We start from the raw sequence: 23364 nt of genomic DNA on the forward strand, positions 1-23364 counted from the left end.
CAGCCCCTACGTGCGGCGGGTGCGCTTCTCGCGCACGCGCATGTTCACGACGATCGGCGTGCCCGTGAAGCCGTAGTCCTCGCGCAGACGGCGCTGGATGAAGCGGCGGTACTGCGGGTCGAGGAAGCCGGTCGTGAACAGCACGAAGGTCGGCGGCCTGGTCGACGCCTGCGTCGCGAACAGGATGCGCGGCTGCTTGCCACCGCGCAGCGGGTGCGGGTGGGCGGCCGTCAGCTCGGCGATGAAGCCGTTGAGCTTGCCGGTCGGGATGCGCGTGTCCCACGCGTCGAGCGCGGTCTCGAGCGCCGGCACCAGCTTCTCGAGGTGCCGACCGGTGCGTGCCGAGATGTTGACGCGCGGCGCCCAGTCGACGTGGGCCAGATCCTTCTCGATCTCGCGCTCGAGATAGCGGCGGCGCTCGTCGTCGAGCTGATCCCACTTGTTGAACGCCAGCACGAGCGCACGGCCCGACTCGAGCACGAGGTCGATGATGCGCACATCCTGCTCGCTGAGCGGCTCGGTGACGTCGAGCAGCACGACGGCCACCTCGGCCTTCTCGAGCGCCGCCTGGGTGCGGAGCGTGGCATAGAAGTCGGCGCCCTGCTGCAGGTGGACACGGCGACGGATGCCGGCGGTGTCGACGAAGCGCCACACCCTGCCGCCGAGCTCGATCTGCTCGTCGATGGGGTCGCGCGTGGTGCCGGCGACCTCGTTGACGACCACGCGCTCCTCGCCGGCCGCCTTATTCAGCAGGCTCGACTTGCCCACGTTCGGGCGTCCCAGCAGCGCGACGCGGCGGGGCCCGCCGAGCTCCTCCTTGGCCACGGCCGAGACCTCGGGCAGCTTCTCCATGGCGATGTCGAGCATGTCGGCGACGCCGCGGCCGTGCGCGGCGGAGACGGGCAGCGGCTCGCCGAGCCCGAGGCTCCAGAGCGACGATGCCTCCAGGTCGCGGCGCGCGTCGTCGGCCTTGTTCGCGACCAGGATGACGGGACGGTTCGACTGCCGCAGCATCCGCACGACGTGCTCGTCGGTCGAGGTCGGGCCGACGTTGACGTCGACGACGAACAGCACGGCGTCGGCGAGCTCGATGGCGATCTCCGCCTGCTGCGCGACCGAGCGGTCGATGCCGCGCGCGTCGGGCTCCCAGCCGCCGGTGTCGACGATCGTGAACCGGCGGCCGTTCCACTCCGCCTTGTACGAGACCCGGTCGCGCGTGACGCCGGGCGTGTCCTCGACGACGGCCTCGCGGCGGCCCAGGATGCGGTTCACGAGCGCCGACTTGCCCACGTTCGGGCGCCCGACGATGGCGAGCACCGGCAGCGCCGGCAGCACACGGATGGCGTCAGGGTCGAACTCCGCGAGCTCGAGCAGCGCGGCGTCCTCCTCGTCGAGCTCGTAGCCCTCGAGTCCTGCGCGCAGCGCGTTGACGCGCGCCTCGTCGGTCTCGAAGTCGAGCTGCTCGACCTCGACGTCGTCGCCGGCGTCCGGCTCGAAGCCCGTCTCGGCGGTGTCCGGCTCGAAGCCGTCGTCGGTGGTGTCCGGCTCGAAGCCGCTCTGGTCAGTCATGGTGCTCCTTGGTCGCGAGACGGACGATCGCGTCGACCGTCTCGTCGAAGGTCAGGTCGGTGGAATCGACGACCGTCACGCCGTCTGCGGCGTTGAGGAAGTCGACCACCCGGGAATCGGAGGCGTCGCGAGCCGCGAGGCTCGCACCCACCTGGTACTGGTCGCCGCCGACGTCGCCGAAGCGGCGCCGGATGCGCACGGATTCGTCGGCCGTCAGCAGCACGCGCACGTCGGCGTCGGGCGCGACGACGGTCGTGATGTCTCGTCCCTCGGCGACGATGCCGGGCGCCGCGTCGGCGATGATCTCGCGGAAGCGCACATTGACGGCCTCGCGTGCGGCGATCGTGCGCGCGACGCCCGAGACCGCGCCGGAGATGCGCTCGCTGCGGATCGCTTCGGTGACGTCGGCGCCCTCGATGGCGACGTGCTGGCCACCGGCGTCGACCGTGAGCTCGAGCGAGTCGAGCGCGCCCAGGCTGCCGACCACAGTCGCCTCATCGTCGGTGTCGCCACCGCGCTCGAGGATGAGCCAGGTGAGCGCCCGGTAGGCGGCACCGGTGTCGAGGAACTGGAAGCCGAGCGCTCGCGCGACGGCGCGCGCGACCGACGACTTCCCGCTGCCGGCGGGTCCGTCGATCGCGATCACGATGCCGCGGCCGGTCGAGGTGTCGATGCTCATGCGACCACCTGCCATCCGAGCCGCTCGAGCGTCTCGTGCAGGTGGACGACGGCCTCCGGCAGCAGCGTGATCTCGGCGACGCCGAACTGCGCGCCCTCGGCGTGCTCGAGCCGCAGATCCTCGAGGTTGACGCCCGCGTCGCCGATGTCGGCGAGCAGCCGGGCGAGCTGCCCGGGGCGGTCGTCGACGCGCACCTGCACGGGCGTGAAGCGCGTGTGCGTGCCGTGCTTGCCCGGCAGTCGGGAGACGCCCTCGTTGCCGGCGCGCAGCGCATCCGCGACCGTCTTCCGGTTGCCGGGCGCGTCGGGCGCGTCGAGCGCGGCGACGAGCGTCTGCAGGTCGACCTGCAGGGCGCGCAGCTGCTCGACCACCGCTGGCGCGTTGGCGCCCAGGATCTGGATCCAGAGCGCCGGGTCGCTGGCCGCGACGCGCGTCACGTCGCGCACCCCGCCGCCGGCGAGGCGCAGCGCCTCGTCGGGCGCGTCGGCCAGGCGCGCGGCCATGAGCGAGGAGACGAGCTGCGGCACGTGGCTGACGATCGCGACGGCGCGATCGTGCTCGTCCGGCGTCGACTCGATCGGCACGCCGCCGAGATCCAGGATCAGGTCGTCGATGAGGCTGCCGCGCTCGTACGAGATGCCGTCGTGGCCGGCGATCACCCACGGTCGGCCGACGAACAGGTCGCCGGCGCCGGCGATGGCGCCGCTCTTCTCGCGCCCCGCCATCGGGTGCGTGCCGAGGTAGCGGCTGATGTCGGCGCCCAGCTCGCGCAGCTGCGCGAGCGGCACGGCCTTGACGGATGCGACGTCGGTCACCACCGCATCCGGGAACGCCTGCAGCTGCGCGGCGACGACCTGCGCGGTGACATCCGGCGGCACGGCCACCACGATGAGCTCCGGGGCGTCGCCGGGCGCGGCCAGTCGGCCCGCGCCGTAGTCGGCGGCGAGCCGCATCGCGGTCGGCGAGGCGTCGTCGAGCTGCACCTCGACGCCGCGGGCGACGAGCCCGAGGCCGATGGAGGTGCCGAGCAGGCCCGTGCCGACGATGCGGACAGGCCCGCGCAGTCGGTGAGTCACGAGCGCTCCTTCAGCTACGGCGCCGGCCTCGAGAGCGTGAGGATGGCACCGCGCTCCATCGTACTGAGTTCGCGCACCCGGCCCGACCGGAGCGTGCCGAGGTGCAGGGGCCCGAACGAGCGGCGCACGAGCTCGACCACCGGGTGGCCGGCGTGCTCGAGCATCCGCCGCACGATGCGATTGCGGCCCGAGTGCAGCGTGAGCTCGACCATCGAGTAGTTCCCCGACGGGGTGCCGATGATGCGGGCGGCATCCGCGTGGATCTCGCCGTCCTCGAGCTCGATGCCGGCGAGCAGGCTGCGGATGACGCGCTGGTCGACGCGCCCGCGCACCTTCGCGACGTACGTCTTCTCGACGCCGAAGGACGGATGCGCGAGCACGTGCGCGAGATCGCCATCGTTCGTCAGGATCAGCAGGCCGGAGGTGTCGGCGTCGAGACGGCCGACGTTGTAGACGCGCTCGGGGATCTCGGCGACGAACTCCCGCAGGTCGGGGCGGCCGCGCTCATCGGACATGGTCGAGACCACGCCGGTCGGCTTGTTGAGCATCAGGTAGCGCTTGGAGGTGTCGAGCTGCACCGCCGTGCCGTCGACCGTCACCATCGCGTCGGGCTGGATGCGCGTGCCGAGCTCCGTGACGACTCGGCCGTCGACCGTGATGCGGCCCGCGACGATCATGTCCTCGACCACGCGGCGACTGGCGACGCCTGCCGCGGCGAGCACCTTCTGGAGCCGCTCCCCCTCGCTGCTTGCGTCACTCATGCGAATACATCCTCTTCCCCATCGGGCAGCAGCGGCGAGATCGGCGGCAGCTCGTCGAGCGAGTTGAGGCCGAGCTGGGTGAGCAGCAGCTCCGTGGTCTCGTAGTTGATGGCGCCGGTCTCGGAGTCGGCGAAGGCCTCGCGGATGAGTCCGCGGCTGAGCAGCGTGCGCACCACCGAGTCGACGTTGACGGCACGGATGGCCGCCACCGCGCCGCGCGTGATGGGCTGCTTGTAGGCGATCACGGCGAGCGTCTCGAGCGCGGCCTGCGACAGCTTCGTGGGCGTCTGGGTGAGCACGAAGTCGGCGGCGTCGGTGTCGTAGGCGGCGCGCACGTAGATGCGCCAGCCGCCCCCGACCTCGCGCAGCTCGAAGCCGCGCTCCGGGCCCGCGGGCCGATCCCCCACCGCGTTGCCGTCGTAGTCGTCGCGGAGCGTCTCGATGGCGGCCTTGACGGCCTTGACGGGCGTGCGCAGCGCTGTCGCGAGGTGCACGGCCCCCTGCGGCTCGTCGGCGACCATCAGGATCGCCTCGATGCGGCGCTCGAGCGGCAGGTGCGAGCGATCCTCGGGTGCGGCCGGGTCGACGGTCGTGGGCTCGCGCGCCTCGGCCCCCGCCGCATCCGTCTCATGCATGGTCATAGTCTGCCCCCAAGCTCACGAGATCCTCGTCGCGGAAGTCGTGGCCGGTCCAGCTGATGGAGAGCTCGCCGAGCGGTTCGAGCTGCTCGAAGGTGATGGCGGCGTGGCGGTAGAGCTCGAGCACGGCGAGGAACCGCGCCACGATCACGCCCCGCGTCGCCTCGCCCGCGATCAGCTCGCGGAACGTGGTGGTGCCCGTCGACCGCAGCGACGCGACGATGTGCGCCGCCTGCTCGCGGATCGACACGAGCGGTGCGTGCAGGTGCGTGAGCCCGACGGTCGGCACCTCCTTGGGCGTCATCGCGAGCAGCGCGAGCGCGGCGAAGTCCTCGGGCGACAGCGTCCACTTGAGCTCGGGCGTGCGCTGCCGGAACCGATCCTCGAGCCGCACCGAGCGCGCGTGGCGGCGCGACTCCTCGCCGATGCGCTCGGCGGCCCACAGCGCCGCCTGCTTGAACGCGCGGTACTGGAGCAGTCGGGCGAAGAGCAGGTCGCGCGCTTCCAGCAGCGCGACGTCCTCGCTGTCGACCACGTCGCCGGCGGGCAGCAGCGAGGCGATCTTCAGGTCGAGCAGCGTCGCGGCGACCACGATGAACTCGCTCGCCTGCTCGAGCTCCTCCTGGGTGTCGAGCGTGCGCACGTAGGCGATGAACTCGTTCGTGACGCGCGAGAGGGCGATCTCGGTGACATCCATCGACCGGTTGCCGATGAGCGTCAGCAGCAGGTCGAATGGGCCGTCGAAGTTGTCGAGCGCGAGGCGGAATCCGCTCTGGTCGTCTGCTTCGGCCGGCGCGGCGTCAGACGGTGCCACGCCGCCGGGCGGTGGCGCGGCGCCGGACGGTGCAACGCCGCCGGGCGATGGCGCGGCGTCAGACGGTGCCACGGTGCCGATCAGGCGATCGCGCCGCGCGCGATCAGCTCGCGCGCGAGCTGGCGGTGCACCTCGGCCGCCGCGTGCTCGGGGGCGAACTGCGTCACGGGCACACCGGCGACGGATGCGTCGGGGAACTTCACCGTGCGGCGCACGACGGTGTGCAGCACGGTGTCGCCGAAGGCCTGCACGACGCGATCCATGACCTCGCGGGCGTGCAGGGTGCGGGAGTCGAACATCGTCACGAGGATGCCGTCGAGCTCGAGCGCCGGGTTCAGGCGGTCCTGCACCTTCTCGATCGTCTCCTTGAGGAGCGCGACGCCGCGGAGCGCGAAGAACTCGCTCTCGAGCGGGATGAGCACGCCGTGCGCGGCCGTGAGCGCGTTGACGGTCAGTAGGCCGAGGGAGGGCTGGCAGTCGATGAGGATGAGGTCGTAGTCGTCGGAGACCCGGCGCAGCACGCGGGCGAGGATCTGCTCACGCGCGACCTCGTTGACGAGGTGCACCTCGGCGGCCGAGAGGTCGATGTTCGCGGGGATGACGTCGAGCCCCTCGACGCTCGTGGTCTGGATGGCCTCGCGCGGGTCGAGCTTCGGGTTGAGGAGCAGGTCGTAGATCGTCGTGGCGTCGTGGTTGTCGACGCCGAGGCCAGCGCTCAGCGCGCCCTGCGGGTCGAAGTCGATGGCCAGCACACGGCGGCCGTACTCGGCCACGGCGGCGCCCAGGTTGATCGACGTGGTGGTCTTGCCCACGCCGCCCTTCTGGTTGCACATCGTGATGATGCGCGCGGGGCCGTGGCTCTTGAGCGGCTCGGGCACGGCGAAGTCCCGCTCGGGGCGCCCGGTCGGCCCGAGCGTGGGCGTCTCCATGCCGGCCAGGGTCTCGGTGCTGTTGCTCACGCCCCGAGTCTAGGAACCCGCGCCGACTTCTCCGGTAGCCGGGTGCGGCGTGTATCTCAACCTCTGGTTGAGGCTCCGCGCCCGTCCCGCGCCGCCCGAGGAGCCCATCCGCCGCCCAGGAGCCCATCCGCCCGTCGAGGAGCCGCGCAGCGCGTCACGAACCGAAGCCCGGTCACGAACAGAGGACGATCTGGCGATCCGTCCCCAGCAGAGGATCAACTCGACATTCTGAGCCGAATCTCCTCGTTCCGGAACAAGCCCTCACGCGAACGGCAGCTCAGGCGGCCCCGTCGAGCGCGGCGTAGATGTCGACGCTGTAGCCGTCCGGGTCCTGCACGGTCGCGTAGCGCTGCCCCCATGCCGCGTTCCAGGGCTCCCGCACCACGCGATGGCCGAGCCCCGCGAGCCGCTCGACCGTCGCGTCGACCTCCGCGGGCGAGTCGCAGCGGGCCGCAAGCGTGTGGCTCTGGCCCGGCGCTCGCTGGTAGTCGGGATCGAAGGAGCGGATGGTCTCCTCGGTGTCCCACATGAGCCGCATCCCGCCGGGCAGCACGGCCTCGGCGTGCGGAGCCGCATCCGCCTCCGCCGGGATCTCGAGCCCGAGCGCGCGGTAGAAGGGGAGCGTGCTGGCCATGTCGCGCACGACCGTGCCGATGGCGTCGAAGGTGATCATGGGCGCCACGGTACGCCCGCCGGCCACCATCGGCACCCTGCCGCCGGAAAGCGCTCAGCGCGCCCGCGGATGCGCGGTCGTGTACATGTCGCGCAGCGTGTCGGCGGTGACGTGGGTGTAGATCTGCGTGGTCGCCACCGAGGCGTGCCCGAGCAGCTCCTGCACCACCCGCACATCCGCGCCGCCCTCGAGCAGGTGGGTCGCGAACGAGTGGCGGAAGGTGTGCGGCGAGACGTGCGGGATGCCCGCCTCCTCGGCAACCCGCTGGATGATCTCCCACGCCGCCTGGCGGCTCAGCCGCCCGCCGCGAGCGCCGAGCAGCAGTGCGGGGCTCCCGCGCCCCTTCGCCGCGAGCGCCGCCCTCCCGCGCACGAGCCACGCATCCACCGCCGTCCTGGCGTAGGAGCCGACCGGCACGAGCCGCTGCTTCGCGCCCTTGCCCGTCACGCGCATGAGCCCGTGCTCCTCGAGCGACGACAGGTCGTCGACGTCGAGCGCGATGAGCTCCGAGATGCGCGCGCCGGTGGCGTACAGCAGCTCCAGCAGCGCCCGGTCGCGCAGGTTGGCCGGGTCGGTCGCGGCGCCGCCGGCGTCATCGGCGGCCGCGCCTCCCACGGTCTCGAGCAGCCGCTGCATCTGCGACACCGAGATCGCCTTCGGCAGGCGCTGCGGCAGCTTCGGCGGCCGCTGGTCCTTCGCGACGTCTTCGGCCGCGACCAGCTCGTCGACGAGCCACCGGTGCAGTGCCTTCACTGCGGAGAGGTGCCGTGCCACGGAGGAGGCGGCGAGCCCGCGGTCGGCGAGCGCGCCGCGGAATGCCGCGACATCCTCGCCGGTGATGGCAGACGCATCGGTGACGCCCCGCGCCTCGAGCACCGACAGGTATCCCGTCAGGTCGCGCCGGTAGGCGGCGACGGTGTGCTTCGACAGACCGCGCTCGATCGCGAGCTGCCGCAGCAGTCGATCGACGGCCTGCTGCGGGGTCACGCTCCGGAATTCGGCTCGGTCCGCGCCCGCGAGGCCGGATGCCAGTCGAACGGCGTCTCCGCCGGATGCGCCGTCGCGCCCGCCGCCCGCAGCTGCGTGAGCGCGAGCATCGCCGACAGCAGCGTCGCGTTGTGCAGCCGCATGCTCGCGGCAGCGCCGAGCACCTCGGCGAGCGGCACCCAGCGGCGCTCCATCTCGGCCTCCTCAGCCTCACGCTCGAAGGCGTCCGGGAGCTCCCGCACGCCGGTGGCGAGATAGACGCGGATCCACTCGGTCGACCCGCCGCCGCTGGTGGAGACGTCGATGAGCGTCTGCCAGGTGTCGGCCTCGAGATCGACCTCCTCGGCGAGCTCGCGCTGCGCGCCGACGAGCGGGCTCTCCCCCTCGATGTCGAGCAGTCCGGCAGGCAGCTCCCACAGCGTGCCGCCCGCGGGGTGCCGGTACTGGTGGACGAGCATGACCTCGTCGGCGTCGTTCAGCGCCACCACCGCGACGGCGCCCGGGTGCACGATGACCTCGCGGCGGATGCGCGCGCCACCGAGCTCGAACTCCTCGGCATCGACATCCCAGACGCGCCCGTCGAACAGCCGCTCGCGAGCGAGCACCGGCTGCGCGCCGAGCGCGTCCGCGATCATCGGGGCGCCGTCACTCGGTCGAGACCGCGTCGGTGGTCTCGTCGGTCTCGTCGAAGAGCTTCGACGCGCGCTGCCGGTCGAGCGACGCCTCGACCAGGCCGCGGAAGAGCGGATGCGCGCGGTTGGGCCGGCTGCGCAGCTCCGGGTGGGCCTGCGTGGCGATGTAGAAGGGGTGGTCGGGCAGCTCGACGTACTCGACGAGCTTCCCGTCGGGCGAGAGGCCAGAGAAGGCGAGCCCGGCCTCGGCGATCTGGTCGCGGTAGGCGTTGTTGACCTCGTAGCGGTGCCGGTGGCGCTCGTGCGAGACCGTCTCGCCGTAGAGCCGCGCGGCGAGCGAGCCCTCGTCGAGCCGCGCCTCGTACAGGCCCAGGCGCATCGTGCCGCCCAGGTCGCCGCCGTGGATGTGCTGCTGCTGCTCGGCCATGGTCGCGATCACGGGCGCGGGCGCCGCCTCGTCGAACTCGGTCGAGGATGCGCCCTCGATGCCAGCCAGGTTGCGCGCGGCCTCGATCACCATGCACTGCAGGCCGAGGCAGATGCCGAGCGTCGGGATCTCGTTCTCGCGCGTGAACTTCAGCGCGCCGAGCTTGCCCTCGATGCCGCGGATGCCGAACCCGCCGGGCACCACGATGCCGTCGAGCTCGCCGAGCTGCGCAGCGGCGCCTTCGGGCGTCTGGCAGGCGTCCGAAGGGATCCAGCGCAGGTTGACCTTGGTCTGGTTCGCGAATCCGCCGGCCTTGACCGCCTCGGTCACCGACAGGTACGCATCCGGCAGGTCGATGTACTTGCCGACCAGGCCGATCGTCACCTCGTGCTTGGGCTTGTGCACGGCGTCGAGCACCGGCTGCCAGCGCGACCAGTCGACCTCGCCCGCGGTGAGGCCGAGCTGGCCGATGAGGTAGGAGTCGAGCCCCTGCTCGGTGAGCATGGTGGGGATGTCGTAGATGGAGGGCATGTCGACCGCGTTGACGACCGCCTCCTCCTCGACGTCGCACATGAGCGCGATCTTCTTGCGGTTCGAGTCCGAGACCGGACGGTCGCTGCGCAGCACGAGCGCGTCGGGCTGGATGCCGATGGAGCGGAGCGTCGCGACCGAGTGCTGCGTCGGCTTGGTCTTCTGCTCGCCGGAGGCGCCCAGGAACGGCACGAGCGACACGTGCACGAAGAAGACGTTGCCGCGGCCGAGCTCGTGGCGCAGCTGCCGGGCCGACTCGATGAACGGCTGTGACTCGATATCGCCGACCGTGCCGCCGATCTCGGTGATGATGACGTCGGGCTGCGGATCCTGCTCTGCCTGCAGTCGCATGCGGCGCTTGATCTCATCGGAGATGTGCGGGATGACCTGCACCGTGTCGCCCAGGTACTCACCGCGGCGCTCGCGCTCGATGACGCGCGAGTAGATCTGGCCGGTCGTGACGTTGGCAGCCTGCGAGAGGTTCACGTCGAGGAAGCGCTCGTAGTGGCCGATGTCCAGGTCGGTCTCGGCGCCGTCGTCGGTGACGAACACCTCGCCGTGCTGGAACGGGTTCATGGTGCCCGGATCCACGTTGAGGTACGGATCGAGCTTCTGCATCACCACGTGCAGTCCGCGCGCGGTGAGCAGGTTGCCGAGCGAGGCGGCGGTCAGGCCCTTGCCGAGCGACGAGACGACCCCGCCGGTGACGAAGATCTGCTTGGTCACCTTGGCCGCGACATCGGCCGCGACATCGGCGGTGACCGGAGCGGTCTCCGAGGCGGAAGCCGTGGTTTCCGTGGGCTGCTGGTCGGCGTCTTGCGCAACGAGGTTCACGGGCTTCGAGCCTATCCCACCACGCGCGCATCTTCGAGCAACTCGCGGGCATGGGCGAGTGCGGTCTCGGATGCGGTGCCCGAGAGCATGCGGGCGAGCTCGGCGAGCCGCGCGTCGCCATCGACCCGGGTGACCTGCGATGCGGTGATGCGGCCGTCGGTGCCCTTCTCGACGCGCACGTGCTGCTGGGCGAAGGCCGCGACCTGCGCGAGGTGCGTGACGACGACGACCTGGCAGTGCTCGGCCAGCCGCGCGAGGCGCCGACCGATCTCGATCGCCGCGGCGCCGCCGACGCCGGCGTCGACCTCGTCGAAGACCATGGTCGGCACGCTCTCGTCGGCGAGCGCCACCTCGAGCGCGAGCATGATGCGGCTCAGCTCGCCGCCCGAAGCGCCCTTCTGCACCGGGCGCGGGGTCGCGCCCGGGTGGGGTGCGAGCAGCATCGTCACGCGATCGCGACCGTTGGCGCCGAGCGTGTCGCTCTGCTCGATCTCGACCACCAGCCTGGCGTTCGGCATCGCGAGCGCCTGCAGCTCGGCCCCGACCGCGTCCTCGAGCGCGCGGGCCGCTGCCCGGCGCAGCTCGGTCAGGCGATCGGCGATCGTCGTCGCCGTGTCGAGGTGCCGCTGCTCCTCGTCGGCGAGGCGCGCGAGCTCCTGGTCGTCGCCTTCGAGCTCCACGAGCCGCAGCGCGGCCTGCGGCGCCTGCTCGAGCGCCACATCGAGCGGGCGCCCGAGCCTGCGCTCGAGACCGGAGAGGTCTGCGCGCCGGTCCTGCACCTCGTCGAGGCTGCGCTCCGGGCGCTCGAGGTCATCCAGCGCCTTGACGATCGATGCGGATGCCTCCTGCAGCAGCGCATCCGCCTGCACGAGCAGCTCCAGCGACTCCGCGAGCGCCGCATCGTCGCCGGCGGCGCGCTCGACGAGCCGCCGGGCGACGCCGGCCTGCGTGATGGCGCCCTGCGCGATGCCACCCGGGGTCACGGCCTCGAGCGCATCGTCGCCCGCGAGCGCCGCGTGCGCCTCCGCGAGCTCAGCACGCAGACCCTCCGAGTGCTCCAGTCGGTTCGCGATCGCGGCGAGCTCCTGCTGCTCCCCCGGCTGCGGGTCGAAGGCCTCGAGCTCCTCGAGGTCGGCGCGGATCGCGGCAGCCTCCTCGGCTCGGGCGTCGTGCTGGGTGCGGATGCGCTCGGCCGCTTCGCGCGCCTCGAGCCACGCCGCGTGCTCCTGCCGATACTCCGCCAGCAGCGACTGCAGGGCGGGCCCGGCGGCGCGATCGAGCGCTGCCGCCTGCGCATCCGCCGACCGCAGCCGCTGCTGATCGGCCTGGCCGTGCACAGCCACCAGCCGGTCGGCGAGCTCACGCAGCAGCCCGGCGGGCACCGCGGCTCCCCCGGCCTGGGCGCGAGAGCGAGCGGCGCCGTCCTGCCCGCGCGAGAGCGCACGGCCGAGGATCAGCTCGTCCTCGTCGAGGCTGCCACCGGCGTCCTCGACGAGCGTGACGGCGTCCGCATCGTCGACCACCCACACGCCCTGCACGGCGGCGCGGTCCTCACCGGCGCGGATCACACCGGCATCGGCGCGCTCCCCGCGCAGCAGCGCGAGCGCCTGCACGACCATCGTCTTGCCCGCGCCGGTCTCGCCGGTGATCGCGGTGAAGCCCGGGCCGAAGGGCACCCGTGCCTCGTCGATCACGCCCAGCGAGCGGATCGTGAGCTCGTCGAGTCGCGTCATGCGCGCTTCCGCCGGAAGCCCTCGACGGGCAGGTGGAACTTGGCGACCAATCGGTCGGCGAAGGGCGCGCGAGACAGGCGCGCGAGGCGCAGCGGGCGCTCGTCGCGCGTGCCCTCGATGCGCGAGCCCTGCGGCAGGCCGAACGAGCGCCGCGAGTCGCACCACAGCATCGCGGGGCTCGAGGAGTCGTCGGCGATCGTGACCGACATCGTCGAGGTCGGCGCGACCACCAGGGGCCGCGTGAAGAGCGCGTGTGCGCCCAGCGGCACCATCAGCAGCACCTCGGCGGTCGGCCACACGATCGGGCCGCCGGCGGAGAAGGAGTAGGCGGTGGAGCCGGTGGGCGTCGCCAGCAGCACCGCATCGGTGCCGTACGACGAGATCGGGCGCCCGTCGATCTCCAGCAGGGTCGAGATCATGCGGCCGGACCCGGCCTTCTCGATCGAGGCCTCGTTGATCGCCCAGGTCTCGTGCATGAGCGTGTCGCCCTGGAACACCCGCACGCGCAGCACGAGCCGGTGCTCGACCTCGTAGTCGCGGCGCAGTGCGCGCTCCACGACCTCTGCGGTGTCGGCGACCTCGGCCTCGGCGAGGAAGCCCACGTGCCCGAGGTTGATGCCCAGCAGGGGCGCGTCGATGGCGCGCTGCAGCTCGGCGGCGCGCAGGATCGTGCCGTCGCCGCCCAGCGTCATGATCAGCTCGATCTCCGGCAGGTGCGGCTCGCCATAGGGCTCGACCGCGTCCAGCCCGTCACGGACCTCGAGCAGCACCGCGCGATCCTCCGCGAGCACCACCGGCGTCACCGACTCCGCGAGCAGTCGCCGTGCGATCGTGGCGGCTGCCTCGACGGCCGCCGCGCGTCCGGGGTGGAACGCGAGCAGGAACCTGCGATCGCTCACCACGCCTCCTTCGACAGCCTGACGGACTCCTCCAGCCATTCTGTCGGATTCGTCCCGGTGCTCGCCGAGAGGTGGGCGAGGTACTCGATGTTGCCGCGGCCGCCGACGATCGGGCTGCCCATGAGGCCCGCGGTGCCGAGGCCCGCATCCCACGCGGCCCAGAGCACCTGCTCGATGGCCTGCGCGCGCAGCGTCGGGTCGAGCACGATGCCCTCTCGCACGCCTGTGCGACCGACCTCGAACTGGGGCTTGATCAGCACGATCCAGTCGGCATCCGCCGCAGCGACGCCGGCCAGCGGGCCGATCGCGAGCGAGAGCGAGATGAACGAGAGGTCGGCGGTGACGATCGACGGTGCAGGGTCCAGCGAGCCGGGTTGGAGATCGCGCACGTTCTGCCCCTCGATGAGGGTGACGGGATGCGCGTCGACATCGAGCTGGAACTGGCCGTGGCCGACATCCAGCGCGGTCACGTGCGCGGCGCCGCGCGCGAGCAGCACCTGCGTGAAGCCGCCCGTGGAGGCGCCGGCATCGAGCGCGACGCGACCTGCCGGGTCGACCTGGAACGTGTCGAGCGCGGCGAGCAGCTTGTGCGCGGCGCGCGAGACCCACGGGTCGCCGCCCTCGATCGAGAGCTCGGTGTCCGGTCCGACCCTGTGGCTGGGCTTGAGGACGCCGCGACCGTCGACCGAGACGAGCCCGGCCGCGATGTGCTGCTGCGCCTGCGTGCGGCTGCGGGCGAGGCCGCGCTCGACCAGCGCCTGGTCGAGTCGGATCGGCAGCGGGCCGTCCGTCACGCTCGGACCGCGCCGAGCTCGGACTGCAGCCGATCGTGGATGCGGGCGAGCTGACCGGCGCGCTCGTCGAGCGGCTGCTGCTCCAGCAGCTCGAGCTCGTCGACGAGCCCGTCGGTGGCGTCGTCCACGGAGTCCTGCGCTTCGGTCATAGGAGCGAGGCTAGCGAATCGAAGCCCGCTCAGGCGTCGCTGTCGACGAAGCCCTCTCCGACCGACTCGGTCGAGGTGCTGAATCCCACGAATCGGATCGCGGGCGACCCGGTCTCGTAGGCAGTGAAGTACACGGGATTCTCGGTCTGCAGCATGTGATAGATCTCGTCGAACTTGTGCGAGGCCAGCTGCACCTGATGGAAGCTGCTGCCGATCGAGACGTAGTCGCTGGGTGGCGAGCCCGGGAAGCTGACCGCGACCGTGTCGCCATCGACCAGCTCCAGCCTGATGCTCCGGTCGTAGCTGAGCGTGCTGGCGGCGAAGACATCCACCTTGTAGGACGTGACTTCTTTGTTCCAGACGAAGGGCATCAGGATCATCTCCCGTTCGGAGACCCGGCTGGATCCCCGGTCGATCGAGGCTTCGGCCCGATCTCATCTCCCGACCTGATGCCGAGCTCCCTGCGGACGCCAGGCCGGATGGTCCGGGCGTAGCCGCACAGTACCGACGCCCGATGGGCGCATCAAGACCCCGGTTTCAGGGAGGCGCAAGGCAGGCTCTGCGGCCGCGGCTCAGAGGGCCGACTGCTCGGAGGGCCGACTGCTCAGAGCGCCAGCAGCTCGTCGGCGATGCGCAGCCCCAGCACGGGCCGGTCGGCGCTCCACACGGCGGCGCAGGCTGCACGGATCGTGTCGACGGGCCGCTCGCCGGCGCGCACCAGCGTGATGTCGATGCCGCTGCGGCGCACGGCCGCCCTGCCGACCTCGAAGTAGGTGTCGCGCGTCGACGTCTCGAGCGTCTCGCGCAGCGGCGCGATCGGCTCCGCGAGGCCGCGCAGGTCCTCGATGATGTGGTCGGGGCGCATCGACGCGTCGGCACCGATGAGGCTGGCGCCGCGGTCGACGCCCGTGAGCACCATGGCAGAGGTGATGCCTGCACGGCGCGCGCCCAGGATGTCGGTGTCGAGTCGGTCGCCCACCATCAGGGGCGCTGCGGCGCCATAGCGCTCGGTCGCCACGTCGTACATGTGGCGCTCGGGCTTGCCCGCGAACTCCGCCAGGCGTCCCACGGCGGTGTGGACGGCAGACACCAGGGTGCCGTTGCCCGGCGCGATACCGCCGGCGACCGGAATCGTCCAGTCGCCGTTGGTGGCGACCCAGGGGATGCCCGTATGCAGCGCGAACGAGGCTTCGGCGAGCTCGCGCCAGCCCACCGAGGGGTGGAAGCCCTGCACGACCGCCTTCGGCTGCTCCGCGGCGGTGCGCACGACCTGCCAGCCGCACGCCTCGACCTCCACGACGATGCCGGCGCCGCCGACCACGAGCACGGGGTCGCCGGGTTCCAGGTGCGCTGCCAGCAGCCGCATCGCGGCCTGCGGACTCGTCACGACGTCATCCGCACCGACCTCGAGCCCGAAGGACGACAGGTGCTCCGCGACTTCGGCATCGGTGCGAGAGGCGTTGTTCGTCAGGTAGACCGACCGCACACCGACGCTGCGGATGCTCTCGACGGCATGCGGGATCGCGTCCGGGCCCTTGTACACGACGCCGTCCAGATCGAGGTACAGGCAGTCGACGCCGTCGATCGGCGTGGGCTCCTGCTGCGGCGTCCTGCGGAACAGCCCCATCAGCGATCGTCGCCGTCGCGCTGCGCGGGGTCGGCCTCCCCCGCCGTGTCGTCTGCGACCAGGTCGTCACCGAAGAGCGCGTCGCCGAACAGGGCGTCGGCCTCGTCGAACGCCACGGCATCCGGGGCGCCGGCGTCCGGCGTGGACGCAGCCTCGGGCGTGGACGCAGCCTCGGGCGTGGACGCAGCGCTCTCCGCCGACGCAGCCGACTCCGACGCAGCGGCCTCGACCGTCGCATCCGGCTCCGGCACGGCTGCTGCTTCGACCGCGGCGCCCTGGACGGCGCTCGCGTCCTCGACGCCCTCGAGCGAGCCGTCGAACTCGACGCCCTCGTCCTCTTCGGCGTCGTCGGTCTCCAGCCGCTCGGTGACGATGCCCATCGATTCGAGCTCGCCGGGAGCCATCGCTGCCTCCAGTGCCTCGATCGCACGGTCGGCGAGCGCGAACCATTCCGCCGCCTCGTCGTCACGCCCAAGCTCCTCGAGCACGCCGGCGAAGCTCGCGAACAGCGCCGGGCTGTACTCGAAGGCCTTGTCGCGCCGCAGCTCAGGGATCCGCAGCTCCTCGAGCGCGGCATCCTTCTGGCCGAGGTCGAGGCGCGCGCCGGACTTGACGATCGCGAGCTCGACGCGCACCGCTGCCTCCAGCGTGGACGCGTCGACGGAGCGCGCCAGCTCGAGCGCCTTCTCGGGACGGCCCAGGCCGCGCTCGCAGTCGGCCATCAGCGGCACCTGGTCGTCACGACCCGTGATGCGTCGATACGTGCGCAGCTCGCGGAGCGCGAGCGTGAAGTCGCCCAGCTGGTAGGCGGTGATCGCGAGCGTCTCGCGCACCACGCCGATGCGGCCGGCGCGTCGGGCCGCGGCCAGCGCGTGCTGGTGCGCCAGCTCAGGATTCTCGTCGATCAGCTCGGATGCCCGGGCCATGTGCTTCGCAACGTAATCGGCGTTGTCCTTCGTGAGCGTCTTCAGCTGCGCGCGGGCGCCGATGTCGAGATCTTCGGCCTGGATGTCTTCGGGCAGGTCGGGCGCGATGAAGTCGTCATCGCGCACCTGCTTGAAGCTCTCGCCTGAGCCGTCGCCTCGATGCTCGAAGTCGCGTCCCGGACGCGCGGCGTCGCGCTGCGGACCCTGGTTGCGCTCGCGCTGATCGTCGCGACGACGCTGATCGCCGCGGCCGAAGCCTTCGCCATCACGCTGGGGGCGTCGGTCACGGTCGCTGGAGCGGCGCTCGCCATCGCGCTGGGGCTTCCGGTCGCTGAACTTCCGGTCGCCGTCACGCTGCGGACGCTGGTCGCGGTCGCCGAAGCGACGCTCGCCATCGCGCTGCGGGCGCTGATCGCGGTCACCGAAACGACGCTCACCATCACGCTGCGGCTTCCGGTCGCCGAACTTCCGGTCGCCGTCACGCTGCGGACGCTGGTCGCGGTCGCCGAAGCGACGCTCGCCGTCGCGCTGCGGGCGCTGATCGCGGTCACCGAAACGACGCTCACCATCACGCTGCGGCTTCCGGTCGCCGAACTTCCGGTCGCCGTCACGCTGCGGACGCTGGTCGCGGTCACCGAAGCGACGCTCACCATCACGCTGGGGCTTCCGGTCGCCGAACTTCCGGTCGCCGTCACGCTGTGGACGCTGGTCGCGGTCGCCGAAGCGACGGTCGCCATCACGCGCTGGACGACGATCGCCATCGCGCTGCGGGCGGCGGTCACCATCGCGCTGCGGGCGACGATCGCCCTCGCTCGAGGGCCGAGCACCGTCGGGCCGATAGCCGCGGTCACCGGGGCGGAGCTTGCGCTCGCTGTCGCCGGCGGGACGACGATCGCCATCGCGCTGCGGACGCGAGTCACGGTCGCCAAAGCGACGCTCGCCGTCACGAGGAGGCCGGCGGTCGCCGTCGCGCGGAGGCTTGCGATCGCCGAATCGGCGATCCCCGTCCCCGGGTGGTCGACCTGCGTCACCGGATGTGCGGCGGCGGTCGTGGTCCCGACCGGAGTTGCGGTCTGCCTCGTCGTTCATGGCTCCATGCTCTCATTGGTGGGGACAAATGAAAAAAGGGGCCCCAGACGAATCTGGGGCCCCTTTCCAAAAGAAGTCCGGCGGTGTCCTACTCTCCCACAGGGTCCCCCCTGCAGTACCATCGGCGCTGAGAGCCTTAGCTTCCGGGTTCGGAATGTGACCGGGCGTTTCCCTCTCGCTATGGCCGCCGAAACACTATTGATGTTTCGATCTGCACAGCTCTTCGCATTGCAGCGAAGGGCTGCGGTTCTCGACCGTACATCGAGAACCACAAAGTGGACGCGAGCAGCAAGCTCATATATATGTTATCAAGTCATCGGCTTATTAGTACCGGTCAGCTTCATGGGTCTGTAGTCCCCACTTCCACATCCGGCCTATCAACCCAGTAGTCTAGCTGGGAGCCTCTCGCCCGAAGGCATGGAAGTCTCATCTTGAGGCCGGCTTCCCGCTTAGATGCTTTCAGCGGTTATCCATCCCGAACGTAGCTAATCAGCGGTGCTCCTGGCGGAACAACTGACACACCAGAGGTTCGTCCAACCCGGTCCTCTCGTACTAGGGTCAGATCCTCTCAAACTTCCAACGCGCGCAGCGGATAGGGACCGAACTGTCTCACGACGTTCTAAACCCAGCTCGCGTGCCGCTTTAATGGGCGAACAGCCCAACCCTTGGGACCTACTCCAGCCCCAGGATGCGACGAGCCGACATCGAGGTGCCAAACCATGCCGTCGATATGGACTCTTGGGCAAGATCAGCCTGTTATCCCCGAGGTACCTTTTATCCGTTGAGCGACAGCGCTTCCACAAGCCACTGCCGGATCACTAGTCCCGACTTTCGTCCCTGCTCCAGTTGTCACTGTCACAGTCAAGCTCCCTTGTGCACTTACACTCGACACCTGATTGCCAACCAGGTTGAGGGAACCTTTGGGCGCCTCCGTTACTTTTTGGGAGGCAACCGCCCCAGTTAAACTACCCACCAGGCACTGTCCCTGAACCGGATTACGGTTCGAAGTTAGATATCCAGAGTGACCAGAGTGGTATTTCAACAATGACTCCACCCGAACTAGCGTCCGAGCTTCACAGTCTCCCACCTATCCTACACAAGCCACACCGAACACCAATACCAAGCTGTAGTAAAGGTCACGGGGTCTTTCCGTCCTGCTGCGCGTAACGAGCATCTTTACTCGTAGTGCAATTTCGCCGAGTTCGCGGTTGAGACAGCTGGGAAGTCGTTACGCCATTCGTGCAGGTCGGAACTTACCCGACAAGGAATTTCGCTACCTTAGGATGGTTATAGTTACCACCGCCGTTTACTGGGGCTTAAATTCTGAGCTTCGCTTACGCTAACCCTTCCTCTTAACCTTCCAGCACCGGGCAGGCGTCAGTCCGTATACATCGACTTGCGTCTTCGCACGGACCTGTGTTTTTAGTAAACAGTCGCTTCCCACTGGTCTCTGCGGCCTTCAAACGCTCGGGCAGCTAGTGCCGTCACGCCTCAGGCCCCCCTTCTCCCGAAGTTACGGGGGCATTTTGCCGAGTTCCTTAACCACGATTCTCTCGATCTCCTTAGTATTCTCTACCTGACCACCTGAGTTGGTTTGGGGTACGGGTGACTAAAACCTCGCGTCGATGCTTTTCTTGGCAGCATAGGATCACAGACTTCCCTCTAGGGTTCGGCAAAGCTCTCAGGCTTAATGTGGGACGGATTTGCCTATCCCACGCCCTACGGCTTACCCGGACTCAACCATCGGCCCGGTTCTGCTACCTTCCTGCGTCACACCTGTTAATACGCTAGCCGCCCCAGCATAGGGTCGAGTGCTAGGCCAAGGACGTCACCCCGAAGGGATCGGTCCAAGGATTCAGACTCTTAGCATTACTGGTTTAGCTTGGGCGGTTTTTCGTCAGCTCAGGATTATCAACCTGATGTCCATCGACTACGCCTGTCGGCCTCGCCTTAGGTCCCGGCTTACCCAGGGAAGATTAGCTTGACCCTGGAAACCTTGGTCTTTCGGAGGACTGGTTTCTCGCCAGTCTTTCGCTACTCATGCCTGCATTCTCACTCGTGTGGCGTCCACGGCTGGATTACTCCGCCGCTTCACTCGCCACACGACGCTCTCCTACCAATCCGTACGCCTGGACAGACAAGCTGCCGAGCTGTTGTACGAATTCCACGACTTCGGTGGCGTGCTTGAGCCCCGTTACATTGTCGGCGCAAAATCACTTGACCAGTGAGCTATTACGCACTCTTTCAAGGGTGGCTGCTTCTAAGCCAACCTCCTGGTTGTCTAAGCAACTTCACATCCTTTTCCACTTAGCACGCGCTTGGGGACCTTAGTCGGTGGTCTGGGTTGTTTCCCTCTCGACGATGAAGCTTATCCCCCACCGTCTCACTGCTGCGCTCTCACTTACCGGCATTCGGAGTTTGGCTGACGTCAGTAACCTTTTGGGGCCCATCGGCCATCCAGTAGCTCTACCTCCGGCAAGAAACACGCAACGCTGCACCTAAATGCATTTCGGAGAGAACCAGCTATCACGAAGTTTGATTGGCCTTTCACCCCTATCCACAGCTCATCCCCTCAGTTTTCAACCTAAGTGGGTTCGGTCCTCCACGAGGTCTTACCCTCGCTTCAACCTGGCCATGGATAGATCACTTCGCTTCGGGTCTAGGACATGCGACTGAATCGCCCTATTCAGACTCGCTTTCGCTACGGCTACCCCACACGGGTTAACCTCGCCACATATCGCTAACTCGCAGGCTCATTCTTCAAAAGGCACGCTGTCACAGCTACCAAGGCTGCTCCAACGGTTTGTAAGCAAACGGTTTCAGGTACTATTTCACTCCCCTCCCGGGGTACTTTTCACCTTTCCCTCACGGTACTTGTCCGCTATCGGTCATCTGGGAGTATTTAGGCTTACCAGGTGGTCCTGGCTGATTCACACGGGATTTCTCGGGCCCCGTGCTACTTGGGATGAACCTCACGCCATTGCGCAGTTTCGGCTACGGGATTGTCACCCTCTGTGATGGACCTTTCCAAGTCCTTCGCCTACCGCGGTCTGTAACGTTTGCTGATCGGCAGATCAACTGAGATGTCCCACAACCCCGATCGTGCAACGCCTGCCGGCTATCACACACGATCGGTTTAGCCTCTTCCGCGTTCGCTCGCCACTACTTACGGAATCACTGTTGTTTTCTCTTCCTGTGGGTACTGAGATGTTTCACTTCCCCACGTTCCCTCTACCCGCCCTATATATTCAGGCGGGAGTCACTGGGTCAGCACGCTGCCCAGCGGGGTTTCCCCATTCGGAGACCCTCGGATCAAAGCTCGTTTATCAGCTCCCCGAGGATTATCGCAGATTACTACGTCCTTCATCGGCTCCAGATGCCAAGGCATCCACCGTTTGCTCTTAGAAACTTGACCACATACATGAGTATTGGTTAATCGGCAGCCCGAAGGCTGCTGACCAATGATCTAATTATTAGATCTTGTGATCCGAGCCGAAGCTCGAATCTAAGATGCTCGCGTCCACTGTGTAGTTCTCAATTTACGGTCGGTACCGACGACTTCAGCGCTATGCGCGTCAGCCGGCCGGTCCGAGGGTTCTTCCGACGCCAAAAGGCGCCGTCCGGTCCCTCAGGACCCAACAGCGTGCATGCACCCGATCTCCTGAGTCCCGCGGTTCCGAGCTGCCTAAGCAGCTGTACTGAGCTGGACTCGATCAATCGAGTGCCAATGTCAATGTTCCACCCATGAGCTGACCACCGGTCGACGTATGCGACCGAAGTGGCTCTGCGCCGGCTGTGCCGGCGAGATGCTCCTTAGAAAGGAGGTGATCCAGCCGCACCTTCCGGTACGGCTACCTTGTTACGACTTAGTCCTAATTACCGATCCCACCTTCGACGGCTCCCTCCAAAAGGTTAGGCCACCGGCTTCGGGTGTTACCGACTTTCATGACTTGACGGGCGGTGTGTACAAGGCCCGGGAACGTATTCACCGTAGCGTTGCTGATCTACGATTACTAGCGACTCCGACTTCATGAGGTCGAGTTGCAGACCTCAATCCGAACTGAGACCAGCTTTTTGGGATTCGCTCCACCTTACGGTATCGCAGCCCATTGTACTGGCCATTGTAGCATGCGTGAAGCCCAAGACATAAGGGGCATGATGATTTGACCTCATCCCCACCTTCCTCCGAGTTGACCCCGGCAGTATCCCATGAGTTCCCACCATTACGTGCTGGCAACATAGGACGAGGGTTGCGCTCGTTGCGGGACTTAACCCAACATCTCACGACACGAGCTGACGACAACCATGCACCACCTGTATACGAGTGTCCAAAGAGTTCACTGTCTCCAGTGCGTTCTCGTATATGTCAAGCCTTGGTAAGGTTCTTCGCGTTGCATCGAATTAATCCGCATGCTCCGCCGCTTGTGCGGGCCCCCGTCAATTCCTTTGAGTTTTAGCCTTGCGGCCGTACTCCCCAGGCGGGGAACTTAATGCGTTAGCTACGACACGGAGACCGTGGAATGGTCCCCACATCTAGTTCCCAACGTTTACGGCATGGACTACCAGGGTATCTAAGCCTGTTTGCTCCCCATGCTTTCGCTCCTCAGCGTCAGTTACGGCCCAGAGATCTGCCTTCGCCATCGGTGTTCCTCCTGATATCTGCGCATTCCACCGCTACACCAGGAATTCCAATCTCCCCTACCGCACTCTAGTCTGCCCGTACCCACTGCAAGCCCGAGGTTGAGCCTCGGGATTTCACAGCAGACGTGACAAACCGCCTACGAGCTCTTTACGCCCAATAATTCCGGACAACGCTTGCACCCTACGTATTACCGCGGCTGCTGGCACGTAGTTAGCCGGTGCTTTTTCTGCAGGTACCGTCACTTTCGCTTCTTCCCTGCTAAAAGAGGTTTACAACCCGAAGGCCGTCGTCCCTCACGCGGCGTTGCTGCATCAGGCTTGCGCCCATTGTGCAATATTCCCCACTGCTGCCTCCCGTAGGAGTCTGGGCCGTGTCTCAGTCCCAGTGTGGCCGGTCACCCTCTCAGGCCGGCTACCCGTCGTCGTCTTGGTGAGCCGTTACCTCACCAACTAACTGATAGGCCGTGAGCTGATCCTTGACCGAAGTTCTTTCCACCCCCTGGAGATGCCTCCGAGGGTCGTATCCGGTATTAGACGCCGTTTCCAGCGCTTATTCCAGAGTCAAGGGCACATTGCTCACGTGTTACTCACCCGTTCGCCACTAATCCAGAGGAGCAAGCTCCTCCTTCATCGTTCGACTTGCATGTGTTAAGCACGCCGCCAGCGTTCGTCCTGAGCCAGGATCAAACTCTCCGTAAAGAAAAGTTGCGTACCAACCGGGGAAAACCGGATGGCAGCGAGTTTGATGCTGACAAAATAGACTGTCTACTGACAATCTGTCTTATCCAAAGGAATCGTTCTGTCCGAAGACAGGACGAGTTAATAATTTGGCATTTGACATTGTGCACGCTGTTGAGTTCTCAAGGATCGGACGCTCTCGTGCTTTCCCTTCCGGGTCAGCGCCGAGGCAACTTCTCTATCGTAAC

General features: G+C 67.8%; 19 protein-coding genes and 3 rRNA genes. All 22 read right to left on the bottom strand.

Going from position 1 to position 23364, the window contains the following annotated elements; all coding sequences use genetic code 11:
• Positions 1-6: 6 nt before the first annotated feature.
• Positions 7-1569 carry a ribosome biogenesis GTPase Der gene (gene der, locus ABG090_RS08225; protein ID WP_347754005.1) on the bottom strand — a complete coding sequence of 521 codons (1563 nt, stop codon included), beginning with the start codon at positions 1567-1569 and terminating at the stop codon, positions 7-9.
• A complete protein-coding gene (gene cmk, locus ABG090_RS08230; RefSeq protein WP_347754006.1) occupies positions 1562-2248 on the bottom strand; it encodes a (d)CMP kinase in 687 nt (228 codons plus the stop codon). Before cmk ends, der begins: the two co-directional genes overlap by 8 nt.
• Positions 2245-3324, bottom strand: a complete 1080-nt coding sequence (locus ABG090_RS08235) for a prephenate dehydrogenase (RefSeq protein WP_347754007.1) — start codon at positions 3322-3324, stop codon at positions 2245-2247. Before ABG090_RS08235 ends, cmk begins: the two co-directional genes overlap by 4 nt.
• A 14-nt stretch (positions 3325-3338) precedes the next feature.
• Positions 3339-4085, bottom strand: coding sequence for a pseudouridine synthase (locus tag ABG090_RS08240; RefSeq protein WP_347754008.1), 747 nt, complete (start codon positions 4083-4085; stop codon positions 3339-3341).
• On the bottom strand, positions 4082-4726 hold the full coding sequence (scpB, locus tag ABG090_RS08245; RefSeq protein WP_347754009.1) for an SMC-Scp complex subunit ScpB: 645 nt from the start codon (positions 4724-4726) through the stop codon (positions 4082-4084). Before scpB ends, ABG090_RS08240 begins: the two co-directional genes overlap by 4 nt.
• The gene (locus tag ABG090_RS08250; protein WP_347754010.1) at positions 4713-5537 is read right to left on the bottom strand and encodes a segregation/condensation protein A; all 825 of its coding nucleotides are present in this window, start codon (positions 5535-5537) and stop codon (positions 4713-4715) included. The genes scpB and ABG090_RS08250 overlap by 14 nt, the downstream gene beginning before the upstream one ends.
• A gap of 80 nt (positions 5538-5617) precedes the next feature.
• Positions 5618-6466, bottom strand: coding sequence for a ParA family protein (locus ABG090_RS08255; RefSeq protein ID WP_347757555.1), 849 nt, complete (start codon positions 6464-6466; stop codon positions 5618-5620).
• A gap of 307 nt (positions 6467-6773) precedes the next feature.
• Positions 6774-7169: a VOC family protein gene (locus ABG090_RS08260; protein ID WP_347754011.1), complete on the bottom strand. Its 396-nt coding sequence runs from the start codon at positions 7167-7169 to the stop codon at positions 6774-6776.
• Positions 7170-7223: 54 nt separating this feature from the next.
• On the bottom strand, positions 7224-8156 hold the full coding sequence (locus ABG090_RS08265) for a site-specific tyrosine recombinase XerD (RefSeq protein WP_347754012.1): 933 nt from the start codon (positions 8154-8156) through the stop codon (positions 7224-7226).
• Positions 8153-8791, bottom strand: a complete 639-nt coding sequence (locus tag ABG090_RS08270) for an NUDIX hydrolase (RefSeq protein ID WP_347754013.1) — start codon at positions 8789-8791, stop codon at positions 8153-8155. The genes ABG090_RS08265 and ABG090_RS08270 overlap by 4 nt, the downstream gene beginning before the upstream one ends.
• 10 nt (positions 8792-8801) lie before the next feature.
• The gene (locus ABG090_RS08275; protein WP_347757557.1) at positions 8802-10472 is read right to left on the bottom strand and encodes a CTP synthase; all 1671 of its coding nucleotides are present in this window, start codon (positions 10470-10472) and stop codon (positions 8802-8804) included.
• 119 nt (positions 10473-10591) lie between these two features.
• Positions 10592-12313, bottom strand: a complete 1722-nt coding sequence (gene recN, locus ABG090_RS08280; RefSeq protein WP_347754014.1) for a DNA repair protein RecN — start codon at positions 12311-12313, stop codon at positions 10592-10594.
• Positions 12310-13212 carry an NAD kinase gene (locus tag ABG090_RS08285; protein WP_347754015.1) on the bottom strand — a complete coding sequence of 301 codons (903 nt, stop codon included), beginning with the start codon at positions 13210-13212 and terminating at the stop codon, positions 12310-12312. Before ABG090_RS08285 ends, recN begins: the two co-directional genes overlap by 4 nt.
• Positions 13209-13991 carry a TlyA family RNA methyltransferase gene (locus tag ABG090_RS08290; protein ID WP_347757559.1) on the bottom strand — a complete coding sequence of 261 codons (783 nt, stop codon included), beginning with the start codon at positions 13989-13991 and terminating at the stop codon, positions 13209-13211. The genes ABG090_RS08285 and ABG090_RS08290 overlap by 4 nt, the downstream gene beginning before the upstream one ends.
• An 11-nt stretch (positions 13992-14002) precedes the next feature.
• On the bottom strand, positions 14003-14155 hold the full coding sequence (locus tag ABG090_RS08295) for a hypothetical protein (RefSeq protein ID WP_347754016.1): 153 nt from the start codon (positions 14153-14155) through the stop codon (positions 14003-14005).
• Positions 14156-14184: 29 nt separating this feature from the next.
• A complete protein-coding gene (locus ABG090_RS08300) occupies positions 14185-14526 on the bottom strand; it encodes a hypothetical protein (protein ID WP_347754017.1) in 342 nt (113 codons plus the stop codon).
• A gap of 233 nt (positions 14527-14759) precedes the next feature.
• Positions 14760-15782: an HAD-IIA family hydrolase gene (locus ABG090_RS08305; protein WP_347754018.1), complete on the bottom strand. Its 1023-nt coding sequence runs from the start codon at positions 15780-15782 to the stop codon at positions 14760-14762.
• Positions 15782-16834, bottom strand: coding sequence for a hypothetical protein (locus tag ABG090_RS08310; RefSeq protein WP_347754019.1), 1053 nt, complete (start codon positions 16832-16834; stop codon positions 15782-15784). Before ABG090_RS08310 ends, ABG090_RS08305 begins: the two co-directional genes overlap by 1 nt.
• A complete protein-coding gene (locus ABG090_RS08315) occupies positions 16750-17739 on the bottom strand; it encodes a hypothetical protein (RefSeq protein WP_347754020.1) in 990 nt (329 codons plus the stop codon). The genes ABG090_RS08310 and ABG090_RS08315 overlap by 85 nt, the downstream gene beginning before the upstream one ends.
• A 133-nt stretch (positions 17740-17872) precedes the next feature.
• Positions 17873-17989, bottom strand: a 5S ribosomal RNA gene (gene rrf, locus ABG090_RS08320).
• A gap of 112 nt (positions 17990-18101) precedes the next feature.
• A 23S ribosomal RNA gene (locus tag ABG090_RS08325) occupies positions 18102-21212 on the bottom strand.
• Positions 21213-21614: 402 nt separating this feature from the next.
• Positions 21615-23137 (bottom strand): 16S ribosomal RNA (locus ABG090_RS08330).
• Together the 16S, 23S and 5S rRNA genes form the textbook arrangement of a ribosomal RNA operon.
• Positions 23138-23364 lie beyond the last annotated feature (227 nt).

Source organism: Agrococcus sp. ProA11 (genome assembly GCF_039880525.1).
Taxonomy (GTDB): domain Bacteria; phylum Actinomycetota; class Actinomycetes; order Actinomycetales; family Microbacteriaceae; genus Agrococcus; species Agrococcus chionoecetis.